Here is a 25924-nt window from a genome sequence, read left to right as displayed (position 1 = left end):
TACTAATGCCACCACACCTTTGGTTATTAAAACTTTTATGGAGAACAATTCCTGTTAGTAGTAAATCAGCTTTTAAATTGAGATTAGAACTAAAAGGAGATTTATCTTATGAAACAACAAAAAAATTAAAAAGCAATTCATTATATTTTAAAACATAGGGTGTGTTATTTGGAAATATTAACTGCTTCATTTTTATATTCAAATCACAAATATTTTTTGACACAATTGCAGGCTCCGTCTGGACTGTGCCATTTTCTCTACTTTTAATCATATCTTCTTAGCCATAAGCTAGATTACCTCTGGTGTTTCAGGAAGACGCTCAATGGTAAGAGAATAAGTCAGTATGGCTGATATACATGATTATGGTAAGCAGAATGACGTTGAGGAGAATTGAGAAAAGAAGAATCTAGGGCTTCAAAATCACATTATATTAAAGAGGTTTTATTATTTTATTGCATCCAAGACAATTAGACTTCATCTACCCTGAAGTTCTGGTAAGCAGTACTAATTCAATATGTTAAGCTTAAGCGTAAGGAGGAATCAACAATGTGTACAGCACTGAGATTTAAACAATTTTTTGGAAGAAATTTAGACTACGAATTTTCCTATGGGGAGAAAATTACCGTTTCGCCCAGAAATTATAATTTTAAGTTTCGCCATACAAATAAACAAGGAAAACATTATGCTATAATAGGTATGGCATATATTGTAGGAGATTATCCATTATACTACGATGCCATAAACGAAAAAGGAGTAGGAATGGCAGGATTAAATTTTGTCGGAAATACATATTTTAATGCTCATGTAGATGGAAGGGATGACATTACATCCTTTGAGTTTATTCCATGGGTATTGTCTCAATGTGCGAATATTAAAGAAGTCAAGGAATTACTTGAACATACTAATGTAGTGAATACCGCCTTCAACAGTAAACTTCCACCTGCACAATTGCATTATATGATTAGCGATGACACAGACAGTATTGTTATAGAATGTATGAAAGATGGTATGCATATATAACCATAAATCAACGCGACATTTTCCAGCATGTTCCCATAACTTCCCGAAAGCCGGTGATGCCCGATTCCAAGGGCGTTCCCGGCTTTTTTGCCTTTTGGGGAAGTTCCCGTATCTTGATGAATCCCGGCGCATCTTGATGGCCGTGAGTAGTAAAACGAGTAGTAAAACGCGTTTTTACTACACCGCGACGCGTCGCATCTCCTCCGCAGCCGTGCAGCCGTCCATATGGGCGTAGTACCCGAGCGTCATCTTGATGTCCTTGTGGCCCATGATGTATTGCAGCGCCTTCGGGTTCATGCCCGCTTTCGCCATCTCCGTGCAGAACGTGTGGCGCAGCGTGTGCGGTGTCATGTCCTCGGGAAGCGGCACTCCCCCGCCCTTCGCGTACTTGCGCCTCAGCCCCCTGAATACCCGGTCGTAATCGCCGCCGACCCTCGGCAGCCCGTCCCTGTTGAGGAAGATGAAGCCCGTTCGCCCATCGACGCTCATGGGCTTCGCCTTCGGCCTCGATGCCACGACATGCTCGAACGCGGCCATCACCTCGTCGGTCATGTAGATGTAGCGCTTGCCGCTCTCCGTCTTAGGCTCATCGACCCGGTATCCCCCGCCGACTGCGCGGGCGAGCTGGTGGTCCACGAAAATCACCCTGTTCGTCAGGTCGATGTCCGTCTCGGTCAGCCCGCACATCTCCGATATGCGCAGCCCCGTCCCGAGGAGGATGACCACCTCGTCGGTGTACCTGTGGTAAACGGCATCCGACCGCATGAAACCGAGCAGCGCGTCCACCTGTTCCCGACTCAGCGGCTCCCTCTCCGTCACGTCCCTCTTGATGACGGTCGCGAGCTTGAAATCGAACGGGTTCTTGCGTATGCAGTCATCGGCTATCGCCAAGTAGAACGCCGCCTTGAGCGAACGCTTGTGGTTGGAGATGGTGGAGTAGGCGAAGCCCTTGGACTTCATGCGCTGCGCCCATTCCTTCGCGTCGGACGGCTTCACGCCGCCTATCTCCCGCGAGCCTATCGCATCCTCGAAGAGGAGTCGCTTGAGCTGCGCCCTCGACCTCTCCGTCCCCTCGCGCACGTCGAGGCGGCATCTCGTGAACTTCGCGTAGAGCTGGCTGACCGTCATCTTCTTGCCGATGGGGTCTATCCCGTCCTCAAGGTCACGGCGTATCTCGCACTCCTTCTCGCGCAGCGGCTTGCATGGCCTCTTACCGGCAGGGAGCCTGTCGGTCTCCACCAGCCGCCATGAGTAGACGAACTTCGGTTTTTTGTCCCTGTCGATGTATTTGAAGACGTAGAGTCCGTTGGTCCTCTGGCTCTCGCCGGTGTTCAGTACCCTATTCCTGTTGTCCCGTCTTTTCTGTGACATCCATATATCGCTCCTTCCATATGGAAAGAGCCTTGGTATGCTACTTCCATTATAGCATATCCAAGGCTCTTTTTCATCCTCTAAATCACGTCCGTCGAGTCGATGAACCGCTCGAACGCCTTGCGTTTGACCTGAACGCGATTGCCGTTCATCACCACCCAGTCAGGCGTCGGCAACTCCGAGGCAAGGCGGCGCAGCTTGCCCTCGCCTATGCGGAAGTACCGGGCCGCTTCCTCGATGGTGAGCGTGTACTTCTCCCATACGGGTATATCCTTCGCGCCCATACGCCCACCTCCTCATCACGGCTCGAACCGCAGCATCGCGGCGAGCAGCTTTCCTTGGAGCTGCGTCTTTCTCAGGGTATCGACCCCGTACTCGACGCGCCCGGACTCATCGAGGAAGGCGTGCGTGCAGAGCTGGTCCATGTAACCGTCGAAGTAGGCGAGGACCTTCTGCATGGCAACGGGGTCGCCTGAGACCGCCGCGACCATCACCTCATAGCTCATCATCGCCAATCACCTCCTCTAAACGCGCCCTCAGCGCGAGGAGCGCCTTCGAGCGCCTGAATTGGACCGTGGAGCGAGGGCACCCAAGCTCCTCGGCGATGCGCCTGTCCGTCCACTCCGCGAAGTAGTAGAGCAGGACGATGGCTTGGTCGCCTTTGGAGAGGCCATGGATGGCATCGGCGAGAACGGTGTCCATCACCACGACCTCCCGACCGACCACCTCGAACACGACCTCCTCCGATATGAGGTCATCGGGTGATGCCAGCCTGTTCAGCTCGCTCTCGTGCATGTCGGAGAACACGGTCTCCCATCGCGCCTCCCGCGCCTGCTTGCGAATGATGTCCGTCCTCGCGTTGCGAAGCGTCTTCCTGCAATAGGCGCAGAACATCTTGACTACCGCCAGTTTCTCTTCTTCTGAAATCATCGTGATTCCTCCTTTCCACAAGGAACACGATACGCCGCCGGTCGTTTGCCGGGGAAAAAGGTTCTAAGAAGGAGAGATGTGTAGAAGACGTGAAGATGCTTTACTTTCAGGCACCGTACTGGACTGAAAAAAATGAGCGATGATTACCGTAGATTACCTCTGATGGCGTTAGATGACATCAGATGCACACCATCTGCCCTCTTCCACCTCCCACATTGGCAACCCTCCGCCCCGCCTGCGTGTATGGGATGTGGGGCACCGACGTGGTGCTCGGATATTATAATGCGGCGAAAGGGGTGTCGGGACATCCGCGCCCCGCTGCGTCCACGAGTAGAAAGGAAGAAGACCATGGCGCAAGATTTTGGAGACGACGTAGGCGAGATGCTATTCATCCGCCTTCTCGGACGCTATTGCGAGAAAGCAGCCGGTATCGTGTTGAAAGCGTCCCTTACGGATGCCGTGCAACGCTATCATCAACAGAAACTCGAACTTGAGGGAAAGTCTAAGGAAGAGGCGGCGGCTGAGGCCGAGGTCTTGGCAAAGCGCCCGCAGGTTTGCGTTCCGTTCGGCGATGCGACCCGCGCATCCTACTTCGCGAAGGTCTGCCAAGACAACGGGGTCGGCGCATTCGCCTTCTCCGATGGCAAGGGAAACGGCTATGTCAGCTTCGCGAAGGATGATGTCGCCAAGGTTCAGGACTGCGTGCCGCAGTTCTCCAAGGTCATGACCTCCCTCAAGTACCGAGAAATCAACGACCTCCTTGAGAAGGCCGAACCTGTGCCGCAGGAAATGTTCGATAAACTCAAACAGATGGACCTGCCCGACATCGACAAGAACCTGTATGAGCATGATGTGACCCTCTTCCCGGTTCAGGTCGAGGTTGACGGCAAGAACGAGATGTGGACATTTGCTGAGCAGGACACGAAGAACCTCGACATCGACGCGCAGGTGAACGTGTCCAACCAGAGCGCCGAACATATGAAGGAGATGGTGGGCAAGGAGTTCAGCGGTGTCACCATCCGCGCGGTCGGCGAGCCGTATCAGGTCAAGGCGATGGAACTTCACGAAAATGCCGAAAAGGGGCACGCCGATAAGGGTAAACCTGATGTGGGACACAATGAACGTCAAGGCCATGACCTCGCCAACGACCCGTACTCCCATACCGACCTCATCCGCGATAAGGTGCTCGCGGCCCGCGAGCAGTGCCGCGACTTCGAGGATTTCAAGGCGATACTCGCCGAGAACGGCATAGGCACCCGCTTCAATGACGAGGGGGAGTTGCAATTCTACGAGGGCCGTCTTGGCGAGAACGGCGAAATGCTCGATTTCGTTAATGGCACGGACTGGCCGGTCAATGCAAAGACCCTTGCGGGTGACAAGTACCAGTGCGATGCCACCCTCGATTGGTTCGAGAAGAACACTCCCAAGGAGCCGAGTGGCATAGACTCGCTCAACCACGCTCATTCGCCCATCCCACCGCAGAAGGACCTGAACCTCATCTGCAACGCTGTGCGCAGCGACCTTGAGGAGCGCGGTATCCAGACACTCGACCGCGCGGATGGCAAGATGGGGTTCGTCGTGGACATTGACTACAAGAAACAGGTAGTAGATGCCGTCGAGAAGCACTTCCCCGGACACACCCCGGAAGAACTCGGTATCATCCTCGAACCGCACCACGACATCGGTTCAATGACCATGGATGCTCAGGAATCGCAGGTGACCGATGGTTCCCTCGACATGAACGGCTCGACCCCCGACATCAATCAGGGCATCGAGTCCCATGACGGCATGGACACGATGGTGAGCACGCTGCGCGTCGAACGTGAGCAGAACGGCACCGAGGTTTCACCATCCATGGTGCGTGAGCAGTCCAACCGGAGCCGCGAGGGTTACAACCTCAAGTCCAAGGCCGATGAGAACCGCGCCGCGAGCAAGCAGCTCTCGCAGACCAACGACTCCCCCGACCGCGACATCTCCGACAAGTTCCAGCAAGAGCGCTAGAAGGGAGCCTGATATGACCCACATGAACGAGTACCTGCCGGAGCGCCTTGCAGCGAACCCCTTGCAGGCCATGGAGTCCGACAGCGACATCGAGGCCATCGCCGATGCGGTGATAAGCGCCAGCGTTCTGCGCGATGAGTGCGACGGGGACGCGGCTTTCAAGAACAGCGCGAGGCAGCTCCTCTACGCCTGCCTCGGCTACCTGCGCGATTGGTGCTCATATGAGCAGCGGACGGTCGGAAACCTCAAGGCGCTCCTCGACGCGGCGCATCCCTCCGCACCGGGTTCAGCCGCCACCGACCTCGGGGACCTGTTCTACGAGATAGAGTCTGGCTGCAAGCGCGTCATCAGCGCGGACGGCATCACCATGAGTTGGGAGCCGACGGCACTTGAGCGCAACGACGGCACGTGCCCCCGCGACACCAACGGCATCCGCCCCGAGGACGATTTCTGCCTCGGCTGCTACAAGCGCTTCGCGCAGGGCACCGCGCCGACCACCCGAGCCTCCATCGCCGTCTCGCTCTCCCGCGCCCTGCCGGGACGCGAGGGTTAGGAAGGAGGGTCGCTTATGGCTCAAGGCAAGGGAAACCCTGAAATCAACAAGAAGGTCGCGACCTCGGCTCTGGTGACGCTGTTGGTCTCCGTCGTAGGTTTCTATCTTGGCAATCGTTATTGGGAGGCGGTGGCGTCCCTCGGCGGGCAGTTCTTCGAGCACTGGGGAGATGGTTTCGCCCTCATGTGGTCCCTCATCGCCGAGAACCCGGCGCACATCGACATGTCACCCAACGCCATGCTGGCGGGCCTGACCATGTGCGTACTCGTCTGGCTCTTCTGGCTGCGCTACGTCGCCTTCGTGGGCAACTTCCGCGCCGGTGAGGAGAGCGGTTCGGCACGCTGGGGCACGCTCAAGGAGGGCAAGCAGTTCCGCGACCTCACCACGGAGGACAACAACCTCATCTTCACGCAGAACTTCGGTCTCGCCCTGCACCGCCCCAAGTTCAACCCCGAACTGGACCGCAACCTGAACGTGCTGGTCGTGGGCGGCTCTGGCTCCGGCAAGACGTTCAACTACGTCACTCCGAACATCTGCCAGCTCAACACGAGCTACTTCATCACCGACCCCAAGGGCACGCTCCTCAAGGACGCTGGGTTCCTGTTCACGGACAACGGCTACAAGGTGAAGTCCTTCAACACCATCAACCTCGATGAGTCGATGCACTACAACCCGCTCAAGTACGTGAAGACGGACACCGACATCCTGTCGTTCGTCAACTGCTACATCATGAACACCAACGGCGACGGAAAGGCGGGTGACCCCTTCTGGGAGAACTCCGAGAAGATGCTGTACACCTCCCTCATCGCCCTCTTGCGCGACTGGTTCCCGCCGGAGGACTACAACCTTTCGAGCCTGCTGACGCTGCTCTCCATGGCCGAGGCCCGCGAGAACGATGAGAACTTCAAGTCCCCGCTCGACCTGCTCTTCCTCCAAATCGAGGAGGGCAAGCGCTACATCCCGAACGAGGGCGGCGCTCCCGCGCCGTCGATGGGCATCTCCGGCCTCTCCCGCAGCTTCGGCACGAGCGCGACGGGCGACTCGGACTGGTCGTGGGAGCCGACCAACCTCAAGCGCAACTCCGATGGCGTGCGTCCCGCCGACTGCGGCGGTCTTTCGCCCGATGAGGACTTCGCGCTGATGAACTACAAGAACTTCAAGGTCGCGGCGGGCAAGACCCTCAAGTCCATCATCATCTCCTGCAACGTGCGCTTGGCCCCTATCGCCACCGCCGGTGTGCGCAGCCTTCTCGAATACGATGAGATGGAGCTTGACACGCTGGGCGACCCGGACGCGAAGGTGGCGGTCTTCGGCATCCTCTCGGATACCGACAAGACGCTCTCCTTCCTGTTCGCCATCATGATGTGGCAGTGCATCGACCAGCTCTGCCGCAAGGCGCTCACCGACTACGGCGGCAAGCTGCCGACACCGGTCCATTTCATCTTCGACGAGTTCGCGAACATCGGGACCATCCCGCAGATTGAGGAGACCATCGCCGTCACGCGCTCCCGCAACATCGGCATCACCATCATCCTGCAATCCATGTCCCAGCTCGAATCGAAGTACGACAAGAAGGCGCAGACCATCGTGGACTGCTGCGACTCCACTCTGTTCCTCGGCGGCAAGTCGAACTCCACCAACAAGGAAATCGCGGAGATGATTGGCAAGCAGACCATCAACCAGATGACCTATGGGGAAAGTACAGGGCAGTCAGGCTCGGCATCTAAGAACTTGCAGATACAAGGTCGCGACCTCATCGACGCGGCGGAAATCGGCAAGATGAGCCGCAGGAAGGCCATCCTGCTCATCGCTGGCACCAACCCACTCATGGACGACAAGTTCGACCCGCACACCCACAAGCGCTACTGCTACATCGTGGACAAGCGCAACCCGAAGCGCCTGCATGACAAGCCCTTCGATTTCAAACGCTACTTGGAGGGCGGATGCGAGCCGTATGACGACCATGATGACGGCGATACCGGCGAGAAGCGGTGATTTTCCGAGCCGCCCTTGCAAACGGTTATAATCTACGTGACTCGGCGGCGCATCCGCTTCCGGCGGTGCGCCGCACATGCGGCTCACAGGCAAGAAAGGAGAGGACGGTGAAAGGACATTGGAAGAACTCGTCAGGCTCGCCGCGAAGCCCATCGCCTACATAGGTTGCACGGTCATCTTCCTCGGCCTCCTTTACCTCGGGATGAATCTGAGGGACGGGGCGAGGGCGGGAGGCGGCGAACTTCGGAAGGCCATCGCCATGATTGCCGCCGGTGCCGCCGTGACCGGGTTCGCGGCCATCTACGGCTTCACAGGCTTTTAGACCAAGTGGAGACCCGCCATCAATCAACCAATCCAGAAAGGAAGTAAACAACTATGCTCGATAACGCAGTGAACATGCTCACGCAGGGCGTGACGTTCCTCGGCGGCGTCCTCGTCGTCTTTGGACTTATCAACCTCGGTATGACCATCAAGGACGGTATGCAGGGCGGTGGCGGCCAGCTCAGTGGCGCAATCGCCATGATTGTCGGCGGTGCCATCGTCGTCGGTGCCGCCATCTACTTCGGCCAGCTCAACACCGGTTGGGCGGGCGGACTCTAGGAAAGGGGCGGTGCCTATATGCTATCCGTAGCGGTACATAAGGACATCGCCGAGTACCAGCCCAAGGTCGTGGGCAAGATGACCGGGCGCACCCTCGCGTCAATCGCGGGGGCGCTCGGTTGCTCCGTCCTCACCGGCCTCTACATCTACTTCGTGTTGGGCTGGAACGTCGGCGACAACATGATGCTCATCTACGCCGTGAGCCTCCCGTTCTGGTGCTGCGGCTTCATCCGCCCGAAGGGGATGCCCTTCGAGCAGTTCGCCGCGCTCTGGCTCAAGGCGAACTTCGGCGTGGAGCGCATCTTCTACGTCCCATCTATGCAACTCAGCGGTCTCATCGGCTCGCCCGATGGGAAGAACGTCAAGAAAGGAAGGGTCTATGGGAAACACTATCGAAAGCAATGCGCCCTCAAGGGAATCGAAGCCTACTCCCCCCGTGCAGGACGCGTCATCGGCTGACACCGAGGCGAACTTCGACATCGAGCAGTTCGTCCACACCTCCGGGGAGGGGTTCGGCAACGACCGCCCCATGGATGCCGATAACGGCTCGGTCGATGTGGCGGCGCTCGGCTCCGTCGCCGGTACCCCTGTCGTTGCGGGCAAGAAGATGTCCCGCAAGGAAAAGAAGCAGGCCAAACGGGAGGTCGCACGCCTCAAGAAGGAGGCGAAGCTGGCCGAGAAGGAGGCCCGCAAGAGCTACACGTCCGTGAAGTCCCAACTCAAGGACCGCGACAAGGAACTCACCTCGAAGACGGTGGACGCACGCCGCAAGCGCGAGGGCGCGAAGGACGTGGTGAACTACATCGGCTACAACCGCATGTACCAAGACGGCATCTGCGAGGTCGAGGAGGGCCTGTTCTCCTCCTCCATCTCCTTCGGCGACACCAGTTACCACTCCGTGCGCGACGAGCAGCAGAAATCCATGTTCTCCGCGCTCACGCGACTGTATGACCAGTTCGGCGCGAACACGCTGGTCCAGATGAGCGTCATCAACACGCCGCTGCTCAAGGAGGAGGTCGGCAACCGCAAGTTCTTCGATGTCGCCCGTCAGGGAAACGACGCCGCCCGCAACGACGCGCAGGTGTTCAACGACATCCTGAACGACAAGGTGCGCGAGGGCGTGTCCAACATCCGCCGCAACCGCTACCTGACCTATTCGGTCACCGCCGAGACGGCGGACGACGCGGCACGTCAGCTCTCCCGCATCGAGACGGAATCCAGCCGCATCTTCAACTCCATGGGGTCGAAGGCCCACCTGATGAACGGCACCCAGCGGTTGTCGGTCATCCATTCGCTCCTGAACCCCTACAAGCCGTTCTACTTCGACTACCAGAAGGACATCTCCGCCAAGCGCGTGCAGACCACCAAGGACTGCATCGCCCCGACGCAGATTGACTGGCGACCGGACGGCATGTTCAACGACTGCTTCAAGCTGGATAACGGCGTGTACGGTCAAGTCCTCGTGATGAAGAAGTTCGGCTCCGAGCTTTCCGACCGGGCACTTGCCGACATCGTTGACCTGCCGCTCCCCATGGCGGTCACGTGGTTCGTGCAGCCCATGGACAAGTCCAAGGCCATCAACTTCGTGCGCACCCGCAGCGCGTGGATTGACAAGGAGATAATCGAGGAGCAGCGCAGCGCCGTGAACAAGGGCTACGACTTCTCCATCCTGCCGCAGGAACTCAAGTACTCCAAGGAGGAGACCGAGGACGTGCTGGACCACTTGCAGAACAAGAACCAGCGCCTCTACGTCTTCACCGGCTTGATTTACACCTACGCGGAGAGCAAGCAGCAGCTCGACGCTCAGGTCATGCGCATCATCTCCACCGCGCGGCAGAACTCCATCGAGGTGGACACCTACGACTACCGGCAGCGCAGGGGACTCAACTCCGTGTTGCCCCTCGGTCACAACCATGTCGAGATTAGCCGCATGTTCACCACCGCGCAGGTCGCCATCCTCGTGCCCTTCGCCACGCAGGAGCTTGACGATGCGGGCGGCAACTACTACGGCCAGAACAAGCACTCCCGCAACCTCGTCATGTGCAACCGCAAGAAGCTGACCAGCCCCATGGGCTTCGTCTGCGGCAAGACCGGCTCGGGCAAGGGCATGTTCACCAAGACCGAGATGACGGGCACCATCTTCTCCAACCCAACGGATGAGATTTACGTCATCGACCGCGCCGGTGAGTACACGGCCATCGCCGAGCGCTACGGCGGCACCACCTACCACTTCGGCGTGGGCACCGATACGTTCCTGAACCCCTTCGACACGGTTTCCGTGGAGCACATGCCCCGCACCGAGCAGATTGCGTTCAAAATCGACGCGATGCTGGCGCAGGCGGGTGCCTCCGCCGCCGAGTCCGGGCAGTCCCTCTCCGAGGTTGACCAGTCCATCATCCAGCGCTGCGTGGAGCTTGCGTTCCAGCGTGCCGAGGAGCGCGGCGACGGCCTCCCGCCGACCTTGCAGGACTTCTACGACATCGCCCTTGAGCAGCCCGAGCATCAGGCGCAGACCATCGCCCTTCGCTATGAGCGATTCGTCAAGGGTTCCATGGACTTCTTCAACCGCCAGTCCAACGTGGACTTCAACACCCGCATCGTGGACTTCAACCTCAAGGACCTGCCGGATTCCATGCTGGTCTTCGCCCTCATCAACGTCTGCGAGGCCGTGCGAAACCGCATGTACTTCAACGCGAAGCGCAACGTCCGCACATGGCTCTACGTCGAGGAGATGCAGTCGCTCTTCGCCTACCCGACGGTGCTCAACTACTTCTCGCGCTTCTCCAACGAGGGGCGCAAGTTCGGCCTGCTGCTGACTGGAATCACCCAGAACGCGGTTGCGATGCTCAACAACGAGGCCGCGCAGAACATCGTGCTCAACGCCGACTTCATCATGCTGCTCAAGCAGTCCCCGCTCGACCGTATGCGCTGGGTGGAGCTGCTGAACCTCTCCGAGCAGGAGGAGGAGTGCATCGACGAATCCGCCGAGGCCGGTGACGGCCTGCTCATCGCTGGCAACGCTCGTGTGCCGATTCGCGGCAAGTTCCCGTCTGACAACGTGCTCTACGACCTGTTCAGCACCAACCCCAACGAGACCAAGGAGCTGAAAATCGGCTCCAAGAAGAAGGACGGCAAGGTCATCTAAGCCGGGAAAGGACGGTGAACGTCAATGAAGCCATCTGATTTCGTATCGACATCCGGCCAGAAGCAGGACATGTCGCAATCCCTGTTGCAGACGGAGATGACGGATGCCGTCAACACCGGCATCGTGGACCGCGCCGACAAGAGCGAGAAGTCGTTGAAGAGCGGCCTTTACTCGGTCGGCAAGAAGGCAGCAACGGGCGGTGCCGCCAGCGCCGCCCTCGCCGCCGTCACCAACGGCAGGAAAGGCGGCAAAGGCGGTTCCGCATCTAATGGGGCATCTCCAAAGAGCAGGGCCGGGAAAGCCGGTGCCGCCGTCATGGCGCACAATGCCGTTCACGGCGCTCTGGAAGGCTCCGAGCTTGAGGGTGCGGACGACCTCTACAACAGCGGAAAAGGCGCGTACCGCGCAGGTCGCGCCATCGGCAGGCGCATCAGCGGCAAGTCCGCGTCCCTCGACATCAAGGGCGCGGTGAAAGGTGCCGGTAAGGCAGCTGCAAGAGGTGCGGTGAGCGACACCCTCCAAGGCTCCGAGCTTGAGGGCATGGATAACGTATACGATGGCGCGAGGGCCGGTTACCATGTCGTGAAGGGCGTGAAGAAGCGCCTCGGCGGGGAAAACCCCCTCTCGCCTGACAAGAGCCTCGGCAAGCTCTCCGAGAAGAAGTCCGCGAAGAAGGCGGCGAACACGGTAGAGGCGAAGCGCAAAGCTCAGGCCGCAGGATACTTTAAGAAGAACGTATATAAGACATCTGAGAATGTAAAAAAAGCCGCAAGCATAACGAAACGCGGTATCAAGATATTGCCGGGTGCTGGTAAAGGCGGTCTCGGACCTCTTGCTAGTTTAGGAATGTCCACTCTCGCAATTCCTATAATCATTCTACTTGGTCTCGTTCTTCTCATCTCCTTACTCGGTAGCATGGGAGGTAATAATGTCGTCAATCAGAGTGGAAACCTCAATAATCTAAGCGGTATCCAACTTGAAGTCGCACAGGCGCTTTACGACTCAGGTCTCAACACGACGCAAGTCGCCGCCGTTATGGGCAACATCTCGGGCGAATCGTCTGATTGGAATCCAACCTCCGAGTACCATGGGGAAAATGGCGAATACGGATTCGGCTTATTCCAATTCACCGACGCCCCATCGCAGGGCGTCTACAACTACACCGACTTCGCGAATTGGTGCTCAGCCAACGGTAAAGACAAGAACACCGCCGGTGCCCAAACCGAATACCTCATAAGGAGGCTTTCTTCCTCTTGGAGCACCGGTCTCCACTACTCCGGTTATTATTACGCCGCCGCGCCGCAATATAACGGGATGGATGTCAGTTATGATGCTTGGCTGAATACGAACGACGTCGGTTTCGCCACATACTGCTTCATGGCGTGCTATGAGCGTCCCGCCGCGTGGGCTGCGAAGACATCCTTCCCGAACAAGCGCCTGCCCGCAGCCCAATCGTTCTACGAACAGCTCACCGATGGTGGCGGACAGGATTACAACGCCTCCGATGAAACTCAAAAGGCCATCGTGGATGCCGCCAAGCGCACCCCGTCACCCGGTGCAGGTTACTGCGCCGCATGGGTGTCAAATGTCTACGAGAACGCAGGACTTCCCCGCCCCGGTGGGAACGCCTGCTGCCAATACCTGAGCTTCTGCACCAGCACCGACCGCAGCCAACTGAAAGTCGGCATGGTCATCGGCGTGCAGCGCTCCCCGACCAGCAATAGCAACTGGTGCGGCGGGCATCTCGGGTACGGGCATGTCGGAATCTACATAGGAGACGGCAAGGTCATGGAGAACGTCGGCCACATCGCGACCACCGACTTGGATAGCTGGATTGCCTATAACGGCCAGCTCAGCCAGCCCCGATGGGGTTTCCCACCGGGTGTCCACTAACAGCAGAAAGGATGACTCACATGGAAAAGATAAAGACACTGGTCTCACAGCATAAGAAGGCCTCCCTTCTCGCCTTGTTCGCCCTTATCGTCTTCATCGGCTTTTCCGCCACAAGCGCCATGAACGTGGCGCGTCAGCGAGCCGCCGAGGAGACGGCGAAGACCGAATCCGTCGATGAGCAAGGCACGTCTGATGATGAAAAGGATGCCGAAGAAAACGTCGAGCTTTCATCTTCTCAAAAGAAGCTCATCGACGGATACGATGATGAGACGAAGAAACTTATCGAGACCTTGAGCGCAAGCGTGTTCTCCGCCAACAATGGCAGGAACACGCTCCGCTTCCACGATGACTATTACGTGGAGACTGTGAACGGCAAAGAGCAGAACCACTCCTACGCTATCTCCACCGTCGAGTTCGGCAGCAACGGTTCGGACAGCGAAATCGACCGCATTGTGTTCGAGACTGACACTGGAACCCATATCGCGACTTTCACGCTCGTCATCAGCGCCGACAACGCGGCTGCCGGTGAATGCACCATCGCCTCCACCTCCATGTTCAAACTCACGGACATGCCGTATGAGCGCAAGGACGCGGTTAAGGAAATCAACGTCACCGGCCTCAACAGCGAAATCACGGAACTTCTTGGTGATACGGATGAGATGAAGAAGGAGCTGAGCGACTGGTGCTCCATCCACTTCCCCGTGGCGACCACCGCTACGTGGATTGGCAACTGCGCCATTGATTATAACGAAGACACCATCTCAACCGCCTTCATAATCGGCGACGGCTCCTCTGATTCGCCGAACGGTGCGGGCACCGCTTCCGTGTCCGTCATCTACAAACGGTCTGAGGGCATTTATAATTTTGAGATGTAGCTTTTGAATACAAGCAGAAAGGAGGAAATCTTGAAATCAATAGCAATCAAAGCCAAGGCGTTTGCCTATCGGCATCGACACATGCTAAAAGCCATGCCCCTTGCACTTTTAGTCGCCTTTACTGTGGCTCTTATTATTCCGCAGCCGGTGTATGCCGATGCACCAAACTTCGATTTCTTTAGTCCGCTCTCAAGCCTCAAGAACTTCGTCTGCTGGTTCTTGCTCGAAGGCTCTGCGATGCTCTTCAATCTCTACGATGGAATCGTGAGCAACATCGGTAGCAGTTCTATGCTCACTGCGCCTTTTGACTCCCTATTGGGAGCCAGTACTTTTAATATCGCCACGACCATCCATCAGACAGTAATCGTTCCCATAGCCGAGTCCATTCTTGCTCTGTTCATGCTTGTTCAGCTCGTGAAGATAAGTCAGCGTATCGACGCGACTTCCACATTGCCAGCCGTCAAGGACATCGTATTTCTTGCGGTCACTTATGTGTTGATGCACTGGCTCATCATCAATTCGCTGGAACTATTACAATCGGTCTATGAGATTGCCGTCAAGGACATCATTCCGCAAATCGGAACAGCAAGTCCCGGAAACTCAATCTTTGAAGAGCAGCTTTCAACAGATGTAATCAAGCAGGAAACTTGGGATGCGCTCAGCATAGGTGCATGTCTCGTCACGTTCTTCGTTTCTTTCTTGAGTGTACTCGGTGGTGCAATCAGCTATTGCATCGCGTTCGTCGTGGCTTATGCACGAGCATGGCAGATTTACGTCCTTGCGGCGTTCTCTGCAATTCCCATGGCCCTTATGGGGTTCGAGGAGACGAAACAGATGGCAATCGGATTCCTCAAGAACTTCGCAGCCGCCGTACTCGCCGGAGCTATCATGATGTTCCTTCTTGTCATCTATCCGTCGGTTCTCACGGCTTTGTCAGTCAACTCACTTCCGCATAGTGACATTCCCATCCTCTTCCTGTTGACTGCGCAGGCCGCAGGAGCAGGTGCAGGTGTCACTTACATCCTCAGCATCTCATCTGCGTTGGCGATTCTCGAATGGCTTGCGGTAACCGTGTTGCTCGCACTTGGCCTCATCAAGTCCGGCACTTGGGCGAAGGAGCTTCTGGGTAGCTAACCGTTCACCGAGAAAATGTCACCATCAACCGAAAAGGGACGGTCTTCGGTACCGTCCCTTTTCCTTTAATAATATATTATTGGGCAATCGCAAGAGCCTTGGAAAGGAGCCGCCATGCCAAACTACAACGACGCACAGGGGGTCGCCGACCTCCTCTCCCAATTCGACTTCAATATCATCAGCGAGGGTCCGGGTGACTTCTCGCCCTCGCACCGCAAGTACACCTGCGAGTTCAGCAAACCCGGCATCGAGCCATTCACCACCACGTACCAGTCCAACCCCGATGTCCACGGCCAGCCGACCGCGACGGACGTTTTCGCCGCGCTGGCGAGCGACGCGCTCGCGGTCGATGGCTTACTCGTAGATACCTTCGCCGACGAACTCGGTTTCGAGAAGCCGTCTCAGGCTATCCGCGCCTACGAGTCCTGCCATAAGACCCTTGACTGGCTCAAAAACGATATGCAGCTCATGACCTCTGAAATCTCCGACATCGCGGAGACCCTTGACAACGAGCTTGATGAGGTAAAGGAGGAGGTCATCGCAATCCGCATGGGACAGCGCCGCGAGGAAGCCCGCTCGGAGGATGGCCGCGTCACCCTCAAGGGGGAGGCTCAGGCATCGCGTGCCGCCTCCGAGAAACTGGCCGAGGGACGCGACACCGGCTCACCGGCACGAGAAGACCCCTCCATCGTGTAGATATATAGAAAGCCATCATGGTAGAAAGGTAGGAAAACACCATGGCATACGACAAGAACATCCCCGACGTGCTGCAACTGCTGCGCCTCGACCTCGGTAACGTCGATTACACTGTACCGAGCGACACGACCATCGCACGGTATTCTATCGACGGCGATTACTTCCCCCGCTACTGCCTCGTGGATGTGGCCGATGATGCGGACACCATGGACGTGTTGGGTGCCATCGAGGAGACGATGCACACCATCCTCGACTACGGCGGCAACGCAGACGACCTTCGCACCACCATGGGCCTCGTGCCCGAGACGGAAATCGACTCGGACATCATCGAGTCCGGTGAGTACGTCCCCGTAGACCTCGGCTACTGCCTCGACGGCCAGCTCACGGGCTTCGAGGTGCTTCCGCTCGACGAATGCGACATCAAGGACGCGTTGAACGGGCACCAGATTGAGAACGTCATGACGGCACTCAACAACCTGCCCGTGAACATGCGTCTGCCAGCAGCCAAAGTCATCTCGCAGGGAGACTACACCGAGTGGCAGGCATACCAAATTTGCAAGGCTTTCGAGGTAGGCGTCGATGCGGACGTCATCGGGGAACACATCGCGAACCCGGTCCTGAACCATGCCCAGATGCGCGAGCTTCGCCGCATCGCCGTGCATACCGACTTCGCCGACCACGACGCAAGCCCCTATAAAAAGGATGTCTTCAAGACGCTCTCGAACGGTGAGTACACCGCCGAGCATCTACATCAGGCCCGTGAGCTTATGAAAACCACCGCCATCCATGACATCGCGTTCCCTCGCGACTGGCTGAAACTCGACTCACGCCAGATGGAGGTCGTGCGTCACGCCCTCAAGTCCGATGTCCCCATGGACGCCTTGGAGGAATACGCGGACGGCACCTACACCGCCGACCACATGAACGTCATCACCATGGCGCTCACCGAAGGCATGGAAAAGCCGGGAATCGAGCGCCTGATGAACCATGACCTCTCCATGGAGCAGGTCTGGGGCTTCTATTCGGCCATCTCTGGTGGTCGCTTCACGAGCGAGCAGCTCGACGTGCTGTGCGACCCGACCAAGCCCGCCGAAGTCATGAACGCCATGCGCACCGGCATGACCTATGGACTGGATACCCAGACGGTGACGCGCTTCGCCGACGGCACCTTCAAACCCGGCCAGATGGAGACCATCTATCATGCCGCAGCCGACAAGAAGTGGGTCACAGATGAGATTCTTGATGTCATCGCCGACCCGCGTTACAGCGCGAACCAGATTGGCGCTCTTCATATCAGCGCCGCTCAGGGCGCGACCCTCGACGAAATCAAGCGCGAGAAGGAGGTCATGGGCATGTCCATGAACCTCAAGGACGATGCCGCGAAGTCCGGTTCCGTCCACGAGGCAGCCAAGGAGTCCCGCGAGGCTTCCGCCCAGCTTGGCTCCGAGAGCCACAGCGCTAAGGCCGTCGAGCGCGAGGAGTTGGAGTAGAGAATGCACGGGCTTTTCTTCAAATACGAGGGATATAAGTTCTTCCTTGAGGGCGATGGCGATTACGAGTTCGATGATTGCCGTCACCTCTACGGTTTTCTGAACTACCTCTACCGCACCGATGAAGCGCAGAAGTGGACGAATGAGATGACGCAAAAAAACGCAGATTTCTGGTTCCCAACTACCACTGCGACTTTGAAACGCGGAAAAAAAGAAGAAACGCTCACACTTGACTTCATAGAGCGCTTTCAAGACATCGAGCATCGAGAACTTCTGCATGACCTCGCGCTCAGCAAGCTCAAAAGTCACTATGGCACCACGAACCTGATGAACAGCAAGGCCGCGAAATACGCCCGTGCTTTTGTCATCAACACAGATACCGAGATAATCCCGGCAAAGACATGGGGCAAACTCTTCAAGACCCTGCACCCAGTGCTTGAGGCGAATCGGCTCACGTTGATGTCCGCCGTGACGCATGTAGACCAAGGCGTACCTCATTTGCATGGGCTTTACCTGCGGAAGCCGAGGATGCGCGGCAATCCGTTTATGGACGCTCTGCTGTCCTCGGACCTCAAGCCGACCATCGTGACATCGTTCTAGCGGTTTTCCACGCTTTCAATGGCCGGAGGGTTCTCAACCCGACCCGAAGGCTGTTGGAAGGGTGGGAAACCGCCTCGACTATACATATGGGAAACTATCAGACCACAAGGAAAGGAGGCCATATGCCAGATGAGATGAACAAGCGAGAGGTCATCCTGACCATCCGCGAGTACGAGAACTCGGTTGCGATGCCCGAGGGCGAGCGCGTCACCTACCTCGACCCGCGCGGCGGGGTGCATCTGAAAGACGGCGACGATAAGGCACCGGATTACACGGGGCATGCCGCGAAGTGCGCGGAGTACCTTCGCTTCGGCGATGACGTTGACCTTGCCTCCTGCGGCGGCATGGAGCCAATTAACCAAATCAAGGTATGTGATACACCTGCTCTGCTCATAGAGGCTGGTTTCAGCCAGAAACCGATGCTCTATACCCAACGTCACCTCATGGACGCACTTCACCCCAAGAGCGAGGAGAATTATCACTGGCACGGTCTTGAAATAACCCAGATGAAGAGACTGCCTTATCTTTTGGAAAACCCCGTGCTACTCAGTGACAGCCCCTCCCGTAAAGATGCCCTTCTAGCCGTCCTCGCTGAGGTCGATGGCGACAAACTTCCGCTGATTGTGGCAATCAAGCCGGATGGCAAGGGCAACTATGAGTTACAGGAGATTGAGACGAACTTCATCCTCTCTGTTTATGGAAAGGATGACTTCGCGAAGTATTTCTCCGAGCGCATCACACCGGATAAACTCGTTTATTTCAACATGGAACAAGGCCGTAAGCTGGAGGCACTGGCGGAACTCCAATTGTTCCGTTGTCACCCCGTCGCTCACGACCTTGATAGCGTCATTATACGTCAGCCGCAGTGCATCGTCAATAGCAAAACCGCAGGTCAACACGGGTACAGTCTTAAATCAGAGGTGGAAGTCGCACGCAGTGCCGCGAAGGAACCCGTGAATGGTGAGACTGTCGTTACCCCTACCATCGAGCAGTCCCGCTAAGGCTGTCAACTGAAATACCAATAGAAAGGGTTACAAAATGGCAAATCAAAATGATGCCGGTATGGCTAAGCCGGTGATAGTCGTCGAAACCGGTGAGATATACACCTCGCGCAGTAAAGCTGCGAAGGCACTTGGCTGCTCCGCCTCAGCCGTCTACAACGCCATCAAGTCCGGCAGGCTGATTAACGGCTGGCACCTCCTCGACGCCAGCACCCAAGCAAATGCAGATGCCCTTGGCGATGCCACCGATGACAATATGCAGGCAGATGAGACTGACATCACTGCAACCTATGATGAGCGCAGCGTGCTCCTCAAGCAACTTGAAACTAAGGATAGCCAAATCAAGAACTTGCAATCGTCCATCTCGTGTCTCCTGATGCAACTCAAGGACAGGGATGCGCGGCTCGATAAGGCTCAAGAGGAAATCGACGAGCTGCATCAGCAGCTCGACAACGTGCAGAGTTATTACGCTAAGGCGTTGAATCTCTGTGAGAAGAGGACGGACGAACTCGCATCTGCCAACCGAACCGTGCAGCATTCCATTTCCCGTCAGGAGGCCCTTCGCATCGCGCTCTTCGGCGGCGATGTCACCACTCGACATGAAAAGGAGGCATAGGACATGGGACAAAAACTGGTAATCGCTGAGAAGCCGATGCTCGCACGCGACATCGCCCGCGCCATCTGCGGTAAGCAGGTGTCCGAGACTGCGCGGCTGCCCATCTCGGGCAACGGGTACACGGTCATCGCCTGCGCCGGTCACCTGCTCGAACTGGTGGAGCCGGATGCGGTGAACCCCGCATGGGGCAAACCTTGGTCGTTGGACGTGCTGCCCATCCAAATCGACGATTGGGCGAAGGAGCCGACCGAGGACAAGAAAGACTTGGTGGAGCGCATCGACTCGCTTTTGCCGGAGGCCGAGTGCGTCATCAACGCCGGTGACCCCGACGATGAAGGCCAGCTCATCGTTGATGAGGTGTTGGACTACCTCGGCTACGAGGGCGAGGTGCTGCGCGTCTACGTCAACGACAACATCGAGAAGAACATCGTCAAGGCGTTCGAGCGTCTGGTACCCAACGAGCAGTGCCGCCCTGCCGGTGACGCGGCATACGCCCGTCAGATGGCGGACAAGTGCTTCGGCGTGAACGAGACCCGCCTTGCCACCAAGCGGCTCGGGGGCCTGTTCTCCGTCGGTCGCGTGCAGACCCCGACCCTCGGGCTGGTTGTCAACCGCGATGAGGCGATAGAGAACCACGTCACCCGGAAGTATTACGAGCTGACCGCCACCGGCGGCTGTGCAGACGCGTCGGGAGCACCGGTGTTCAAGTTCAAGCCGGACAAGGACATGTTGGCCGGTGAAAAGCACGTCTTCGACCGCGATGTCCTCGATGTCATCAAGGCGAAGCTGGACGGCTCGGGTATGTCCTTCTCCACGGTCATCTCGAAGAAGGTCGAGAACCCTCCCCTGCCCTACAACCTGACGGTGCTTCTCTCCGACATGTCACGCCGCTACGGCTTCTCCGCATCGAAGACCCAGCAAATCACGCAGGATTTGCGTGATAAGTACAAGGCGATAACCTATAACCGCTCGGACTCCCAGTACCTCAAGGAGGAGCATTTCGCGCAGGCACCGGTGGTGCTTGCGCAGGCCATGGAGAACGTCGGGGCGACATGGCCGCTCGACTACTTCATCCACTCCAAGGCGTTCAACGAGAAGAACGTGACCGCTCATCACGGCATCATCCCGCAGGAGGTCAGCGCCCCCGTGGCCGACATGACCGGGGATGAAGCCAAGGTCTACACGGCCATCGTCGAGCGCTATGCCATGCAGTTCCTCCCACCCGCCACCTACGATGTGAGCACCAGTGCCTTCGCGGTCGATGGCGGGGAGTTCCAAGCCGTTGCGCGGCGCGTGCGCGAGGCCGGTTTCAAGGCCGTGTTCGGCAACGTCTCCGATGAGGACGGCGATGACGCGGCATCCGGCAACCCTTGGATTGACGAAGGCGACCATCGCCTTGAGCGCATCGAGTGCGCCGTCACCGAAAAGGAGACCGCCCCGCCCAAACCCTACACGGAAGGCACCCTCATCGCCGACATGGCATCCATCGCCAAGTACGTCACCGACCCGGAGGTCAAGGCCATCCTCAAGCAGAAGGACGACGGCAAGAAGGGCGAGCACGGCGGCATCGGCACCACGGCCACCCGAGCCTCCATCATCGAGAAGTTGAAGGAACGCGGGTACCTTGAGGACGTGAAGGGCAAGATTCGCTCCACCGACAAGGCGCGAGCCTTCTACCACCTCCTGCCGCCCGAGATTCGCGGCGCGGACGTGACCGCCCGCTGGTGGCTCATCCAGCAGGACATCGCCGATGGCAAGGCGGATGTGAACGATTTGCAGCGCAGCGTCATCGAGGTCTTCAACGGGCATCGGGAAACGGCATATGTCGGCGCGAGCATCGCGCCCAAGGCCACAGTCGTGGGCAAGTGCCCCCTCTGCGGCGCGGACGTGGTGCAGCGCAAGGCGAAATCCGGCAAGCCCTTCTATACCTGCTCCTCGAACAAGAGCGAGAAGCAGGAGGACGGGACTTGGAAACAGGTCGCGGGCTGCGGATTCAAGCTGCTGGGCTGGTGCGGCAAGACATTCACGCCGAAGCAGGTCGCATCCCTGCTCGAAGGCAAGGCGGTACCCCTCAAGGGCTGCAAGTCCAAGACCACGGGCAAGACCTTCGACTGCAAGGCGAAGCTCAAGAAGGATGGTACGATAGAGCCGATGTTCGATAGCAAGCCCAAGGGCAAGTACAACAAAACAAGGAGATAGCGCATGGACATGGTGAATGACGGCAAGGTCATCCGCCTCGACACGCCGCAGGCGGTTAAGGAGGCACTGGCTTCCGGCAAGGACCTATACAACCCCGAGACCGGCGAGTTCTGGTGGGAATATAACTACACGGGAAGCATCGCCAATACATACGTCCACCTCGACGACCCGAACCTGTTGGCGGTCATCGACAATCCCGACTTCGACCTGTACGAGGACATCGTGGGCGGGTTGAACTACACGGGTTACATCACCGACAGCATCGAGACCATCATCGAGGACGGCGAGGAGAATGCTCCGCTAATTGACCCGCGCGATGAGGTGTTCGCTCAAATCGCCTCCGAGGACGGTTGGGTCATCGCGACCCCCGAGAACGTGAGAAAGGCCGTGCAATCGCACATGACTGAAAATGGGGCCGATGCCCCCGGAAAGGAGAACGGCATGGACAAGGCCGCAGAAATCGCCGCGTGGAAGGAGAAGCACGTCCCCATCGACCGCAACGGCGATGACGCGCTCGTGATGCACAAGATGGCCGACGGGAGCCGCGAGTTCATCGTCGCCCACGGCTACGATGAGGAGACCGGGCACTGGGGTCACGGCACCTACTACGATTCCCTCGCCAGCGCGGCGGCGGACCTTGAGGGTCGCGCCATCTCCGCCCCCGGTATGGAGGTCATCTGCCCCGACTTCTGGTACCGCGATGACATTGAATTTGCCCTTGAGGAAGCCGGTCTCCGAAGTGAACGATGAGAACGTGGATGCTGCACTCGAAGCCCTCGACCTCGACGGCGAACCGATTCTCAGCAATTTCCATGACCGCCTCGCCGAGACGGGCAACGAGATGATTGCAGATGCGGTGAACAACATCGAGCCGAACGGTGGCGGCGGCGGTGGTGCCCCCGAGGCTTTCGTCGATAGGGGCATCTCCCTGAAAGCCATGGCCGAGTCCATGCGCAGGGCATCTCAGGCGCTCTCCGCCAACGGCGGCACCGATGCACCCGACGGCAAGGATGAGTGCCAGCCTTCCTTCACCCCAGACCTCTCTTAGGGTCTCCGATGATGGATGTGAACTCCGGGTACATCGGCTACTCGATGTCGCGACGCGCAGCTGAGGCTTACGAGGACGGCGAGATGCCGAAGAGCAAATGGACGAAAAAGGCCATGGTCGCGGCCATCCAATCCTATTGCGATGAGTTCGACATGCTCTTCGACCCCGACTTGCTCAAGGGCATGCACAAGGATGAGGTGTTCGAGCGGTTCTTCCACGAATCGTCGTGGCACCACACCTCCAAGTTCTTCAACGAGACGGATTTCTACAAGCTCGATGAGGATGCGGTCTGCGGGTCATTTCGACCGATGAACCCGACCGAGGTCGCAGAGCGCGATGCGGTGCGCAGACAGGCCATCGAGGAGGAGAAGGCCGTGCGCGAGGCCATGCGGGCTGCGGAGATTGAGCAGTTGGACCGTCATCGTGCATACCGAGAAGAGCATGGATTCGCTCCCGACACGGTGGCCGCGTTCGTCCATGAGCACCCCGAGTGCTGCCAAGAGCGCGTGAGCCGCAAGGGCAACCGCGTCCTCTCCTACATCGACTACTTCGGGCATGAGCAGGTGTGCCCCATCGACCGAATCGGCGAAACCCATCTCTACGGTTTCGATGCGACCGAACCGGGCAGCTTCGACAGGGCAATCGAGTGTCACCAGTTGCACAGTACGCGCGGAATGCCCGGTGACGACCGCATCACCCTCGGGGGCGAGGCTCAGGCCATGAAGGTCGCGTCAGCCGAGATGGCGGATGGCGCGGGAAAACACGACATCGGGCTAGAAACCCGATAGGAAAGGATGTGATGCGACATGCTCACAGATTACGAGCGCTACCAGCTCGAATGGATGATAGACCACGAACACAGCCTCGATGAGCTGATGGAGAATCTGACCTACTACCAAAACGAACTTGAATCGACCAGAGGCGTGAACCTCACCGTCAGCGAAATGTTCGATGCGTGGACCTCTGACCGTGGGTTCGCTTCTCTGGAAAACGATGTCATCACGAAGGACATGATTCGCGCGGGAATCGAGCACGGGGTCATCCGCTTCGAGGCGAATCCCGACCCGAACGACCCTTGGAAGACGGTGTGCGCCATCGGCAACGGCTGGTTCTACCATGTGGACACCACGGACATCCCGCCGGATGAATATATACTCATGAACTCCCGTAACGTCGATATGGTCGTGGATGAAATCTACGATGAGCTGAACAGCACCGTCAAGAGTGATTACCATGACGATTTCAAGCGCTATCTCGCCGTTCTGAGCGAGGAGCACCACGGCGGAACAAACTCCCTTACCGGCATCCCATTCGACATCAATGAGACGATGGAGAACGGCGGTGCATACTACAATCCCGAGCGCGGCATCGTCATCGCCAGCTTCCTCTTGGAGCAGACATCTCCCCGTATCGAGGCCTACTACGGCTACACACCTTACGCGCTGGCATCGCTCATCGGCAAAAACGCCGACGTGACGGTTGATTCAGATGTCATGGACATCCAAGACATCCTCGCTGACCCGAGCCTCCCCCGCCGCTTCGACCATGAGGGCGCGTCTTTCGATTCGGTGGAAGAACTCATCGCGAGCAGGTGGTCGCCGACCGGCGCGGGATGGCTGGACATGTCGGGCCATAACGGCCTCGCGAGCGCCATGGGAGCGCTCGGCATCAAGCAGACCGACAACGTGCGCGAGTGGTACGCGCTCGCCTTCCCCGGCGATGAGCTGGCAGTGGCAATCAACCCGAGCCTCACATTCGACGATGCCATCGCGGCTGTACCGACGGGGGACGGCTTCTACACCGCACTCGGCGACGCTGCGGACTCCCTCCTGCGCGAGCGCATCTTCGAGGAGCTGTGCAACCGTTACGGCTACACCTACGATGAGGTCTACGACAGTTGGCTCCATGAGTCGCCTCTGCCCTCCCCAGCTATCTCTCAGCAGCCTGAGAAAATCGCGGTCGCGGCGGGTTATCGCTTCAATCTCGTGGACGCAAGGGAGGCATCCGGCATCGACCTCAAGGGCTGCGGCACCGTGGTCACCGTGGACGGCCATGATTACGAAGTCATGAAGGGCACGACCTACGAGGACTCCCGCAAGGTCGATGACCTGCTCGACTCCCACGGGGACAAGCCCATCTCCGATTACCGCAAGCGACCGCAGGGAATGAGCCTCAAGCAGGCAGTGCTGGAATCCCGAGCGGCATCCGACAGACTCTCCGCGAAGAACGGTGGCACCGATGACCATGACGGCAAGGATGAGCGTTAGTCATAAGGAAGGAAGTTCATGATGAAAGATGATGTCTTCATCGCCTCTCTAGTGCAATATGGTTTTCTCGACCAAGTGTACTCAAGGATAAAGAATGAGCTTCGCTATCTACCGGATATGAATGAGTTGCGCATGGTCGTCTCCGCAGCCGACTCTCTCTCACGCCATTATATAGAGATGGGAAGCAACCCCGTCACGGAAGAAGAGGCGTTGGAGTTCATAGAAGATTGCTCCAAGTATCCATCATACGTCATCCCCGGCCTCGATATGCCGTGGGAAGAATACGGGCCATTCGGAAAGGTCGCAAACGATGGACGGGCATTGGAAATCATCAATACCCTCAAGCGCAGTTCACTTGCAACATCCCTTGACGACCATCCGCAGGGTGTAAGTCTCAAGCAGGCAGCAATGGAGGCTCGTGAAGCGTCCGCTAAGCTTTTCGACAAGAACGTCGGTGCCGATAGCCCCACCAGAAGAGACGAACGCTAGA

The 25924-nt window shown here is 57.6% G+C and carries 26 protein-coding genes; 22 read left to right on the top strand and 4 right to left on the bottom strand.

What is annotated here, in order from left to right:
- Positions 1–546: 546 nt before the first annotated feature.
- Complete coding sequence (locus tag ACG3M1_RS07430; protein WP_395815151.1) at positions 547–1020, top strand: linear amide C-N hydrolase; 474 nt, start codon at positions 547–549, stop codon at positions 1018–1020.
- Between the two features lie 177 nt (positions 1021–1197).
- Here ACG3M1_RS07430 and ACG3M1_RS07425 read toward each other — a convergent pair whose 3' ends face one another.
- The 4 genes from ACG3M1_RS07425 to ACG3M1_RS07410 all read right to left on the bottom strand — a co-directional run bounded on the left by ACG3M1_RS07425 (position 1198) and on the right by ACG3M1_RS07410 (position 3321).
- Complete coding sequence (locus ACG3M1_RS07425; protein ID WP_395814901.1) at positions 1198–2391, bottom strand: tyrosine-type recombinase/integrase; 1194 nt, start codon at positions 2389–2391, stop codon at positions 1198–1200.
- An 80-nt stretch (positions 2392–2471) separates the two neighbouring features.
- Positions 2472–2675, bottom strand: coding sequence for an excisionase (locus ACG3M1_RS07420; RefSeq protein WP_227402113.1), 204 nt, complete (start codon positions 2673–2675; stop codon positions 2472–2474).
- A 15-nt stretch (positions 2676–2690) separates the two neighbouring features.
- Positions 2691–2900 carry a helix-turn-helix domain-containing protein gene (locus ACG3M1_RS07415; RefSeq protein ID WP_156684572.1) on the bottom strand — a complete coding sequence of 70 codons (210 nt, stop codon included), beginning with the start codon at positions 2898–2900 and terminating at the stop codon, positions 2691–2693.
- A complete protein-coding gene (locus tag ACG3M1_RS07410; protein WP_395814897.1) occupies positions 2887–3321 on the bottom strand; it encodes an RNA polymerase sigma factor in 435 nt (144 codons plus the stop codon). The genes ACG3M1_RS07415 and ACG3M1_RS07410 overlap by 14 nt, the downstream gene beginning before the upstream one ends.
- A gap of 348 nt (positions 3322–3669) precedes the next feature.
- Between ACG3M1_RS07410 and ACG3M1_RS07405 the strand changes: the two genes are divergently transcribed.
- The 21 genes from ACG3M1_RS07405 to ACG3M1_RS07305 all read left to right on the top strand — a co-directional run bounded on the left by ACG3M1_RS07405 (position 3670) and on the right by ACG3M1_RS07305 (position 25923).
- Positions 3670–5322, top strand: coding sequence for a hypothetical protein (locus ACG3M1_RS07405; protein ID WP_395814894.1), 1653 nt, complete (start codon positions 3670–3672; stop codon positions 5320–5322).
- Positions 5323–5335: 13 nt separating this feature from the next.
- Positions 5336–5875 (top strand): hypothetical protein, encoded by a 540-nt coding sequence (locus ACG3M1_RS07400; RefSeq protein WP_395815148.1) that lies wholly within the window; start codon positions 5336–5338, stop codon positions 5873–5875.
- A gap of 15 nt (positions 5876–5890) precedes the next feature.
- Complete coding sequence (locus tag ACG3M1_RS07395; protein WP_303143939.1) at positions 5891–7870, top strand: VirD4-like conjugal transfer protein, CD1115 family; 1980 nt, start codon at positions 5891–5893, stop codon at positions 7868–7870.
- A gap of 118 nt (positions 7871–7988) precedes the next feature.
- Positions 7989–8192 carry a hypothetical protein gene (locus tag ACG3M1_RS07390; protein ID WP_195190802.1) on the top strand — a complete coding sequence of 68 codons (204 nt, stop codon included), beginning with the start codon at positions 7989–7991 and terminating at the stop codon, positions 8190–8192.
- Positions 8193–8245: 53 nt separating this feature from the next.
- On the top strand, positions 8246–8470 hold the full coding sequence (locus ACG3M1_RS07385) for a hypothetical protein (RefSeq protein WP_021420613.1): 225 nt from the start codon (positions 8246–8248) through the stop codon (positions 8468–8470).
- An 18-nt stretch (positions 8471–8488) separates the two neighbouring features.
- Positions 8489–8929 carry a PrgI family protein gene (locus ACG3M1_RS07380; RefSeq protein WP_303143933.1) on the top strand — a complete coding sequence of 147 codons (441 nt, stop codon included), beginning with the start codon at positions 8489–8491 and terminating at the stop codon, positions 8927–8929.
- The gene (locus ACG3M1_RS07375) at positions 8850–11615 is read left to right on the top strand and encodes a VirB4-like conjugal transfer ATPase, CD1110 family (protein ID WP_303143931.1); all 2766 of its coding nucleotides are present in this window, start codon (positions 8850–8852) and stop codon (positions 11613–11615) included. The genes ACG3M1_RS07380 and ACG3M1_RS07375 overlap by 80 nt, the downstream gene beginning before the upstream one ends.
- A 24-nt stretch (positions 11616–11639) precedes the next feature.
- Positions 11640–13508 (top strand): phage tail tip lysozyme, encoded by a 1869-nt coding sequence (locus tag ACG3M1_RS07370; protein ID WP_395815145.1) that lies wholly within the window; start codon positions 11640–11642, stop codon positions 13506–13508.
- Between the two features lie 20 nt (positions 13509–13528).
- Positions 13529–14383 carry a hypothetical protein gene (locus ACG3M1_RS07365; protein ID WP_303143927.1) on the top strand — a complete coding sequence of 285 codons (855 nt, stop codon included), beginning with the start codon at positions 13529–13531 and terminating at the stop codon, positions 14381–14383.
- Positions 14384–14413: 30 nt separating this feature from the next.
- The gene (locus ACG3M1_RS07360) at positions 14414–15517 is read left to right on the top strand and encodes a hypothetical protein (protein ID WP_303143925.1); all 1104 of its coding nucleotides are present in this window, start codon (positions 14414–14416) and stop codon (positions 15515–15517) included.
- Between the two features lie 114 nt (positions 15518–15631).
- Positions 15632–16213 carry a hypothetical protein gene (locus tag ACG3M1_RS07355; protein ID WP_395814878.1) on the top strand — a complete coding sequence of 194 codons (582 nt, stop codon included), beginning with the start codon at positions 15632–15634 and terminating at the stop codon, positions 16211–16213.
- Between the two features lie 41 nt (positions 16214–16254).
- Positions 16255–17703, top strand: a complete 1449-nt coding sequence (locus tag ACG3M1_RS07350; RefSeq protein WP_395814875.1) for a hypothetical protein — start codon at positions 16255–16257, stop codon at positions 17701–17703.
- 3 nt (positions 17704–17706) lie between these two features.
- Entirely contained in the window at positions 17707–18303 is a 597-nt protein-coding gene (locus ACG3M1_RS07345; protein WP_303143912.1) for a hypothetical protein, read from the top strand.
- A gap of 122 nt (positions 18304–18425) precedes the next feature.
- On the top strand, positions 18426–19304 hold the full coding sequence (locus tag ACG3M1_RS07340) for a hypothetical protein (protein WP_395815142.1): 879 nt from the start codon (positions 18426–18428) through the stop codon (positions 19302–19304).
- Positions 19305–19341: 37 nt separating this feature from the next.
- Complete coding sequence (locus tag ACG3M1_RS07335; RefSeq protein ID WP_395814869.1) at positions 19342–19920, top strand: hypothetical protein; 579 nt, start codon at positions 19342–19344, stop codon at positions 19918–19920.
- 3 nt (positions 19921–19923) lie between these two features.
- Positions 19924–22119 carry a type IA DNA topoisomerase gene (locus ACG3M1_RS07330; protein ID WP_395815139.1) on the top strand — a complete coding sequence of 732 codons (2196 nt, stop codon included), beginning with the start codon at positions 19924–19926 and terminating at the stop codon, positions 22117–22119.
- Positions 22120–22122: 3 nt separating this feature from the next.
- Positions 22123–22869 (top strand): hypothetical protein, encoded by a 747-nt coding sequence (locus ACG3M1_RS07325; RefSeq protein WP_395814863.1) that lies wholly within the window; start codon positions 22123–22125, stop codon positions 22867–22869.
- A complete protein-coding gene (locus tag ACG3M1_RS07320; protein ID WP_395814860.1) occupies positions 22859–23167 on the top strand; it encodes a hypothetical protein in 309 nt (102 codons plus the stop codon). The genes ACG3M1_RS07325 and ACG3M1_RS07320 overlap by 11 nt, the downstream gene beginning before the upstream one ends.
- Positions 23168–23250: 83 nt before the next feature.
- On the top strand, positions 23251–23955 hold the full coding sequence (locus ACG3M1_RS07315) for a hypothetical protein (RefSeq protein WP_395814857.1): 705 nt from the start codon (positions 23251–23253) through the stop codon (positions 23953–23955).
- An 18-nt stretch (positions 23956–23973) separates the two neighbouring features.
- Positions 23974–25434, top strand: coding sequence for a hypothetical protein (locus ACG3M1_RS07310; RefSeq protein WP_395815136.1), 1461 nt, complete (start codon positions 23974–23976; stop codon positions 25432–25434).
- Positions 25435–25452: 18 nt separating this feature from the next.
- Positions 25453–25923: a hypothetical protein gene (locus ACG3M1_RS07305; protein WP_395814851.1), complete on the top strand. Its 471-nt coding sequence runs from the start codon at positions 25453–25455 to the stop codon at positions 25921–25923.
- The last annotated feature ends 1 nt before the right edge of the window (position 25924 follow it).

It is taken from the genome of Clostridium sp. 10cd* (genome assembly GCF_044336395.1).
Classification (GTDB): domain Bacteria; phylum Bacillota_I; class Bacilli_A; order Erysipelotrichales; family Erysipelotrichaceae; genus Clostridium_AQ; species Clostridium_AQ innocuum.
This window is presented reverse-complemented; position numbering and strand designations above follow the sequence as displayed.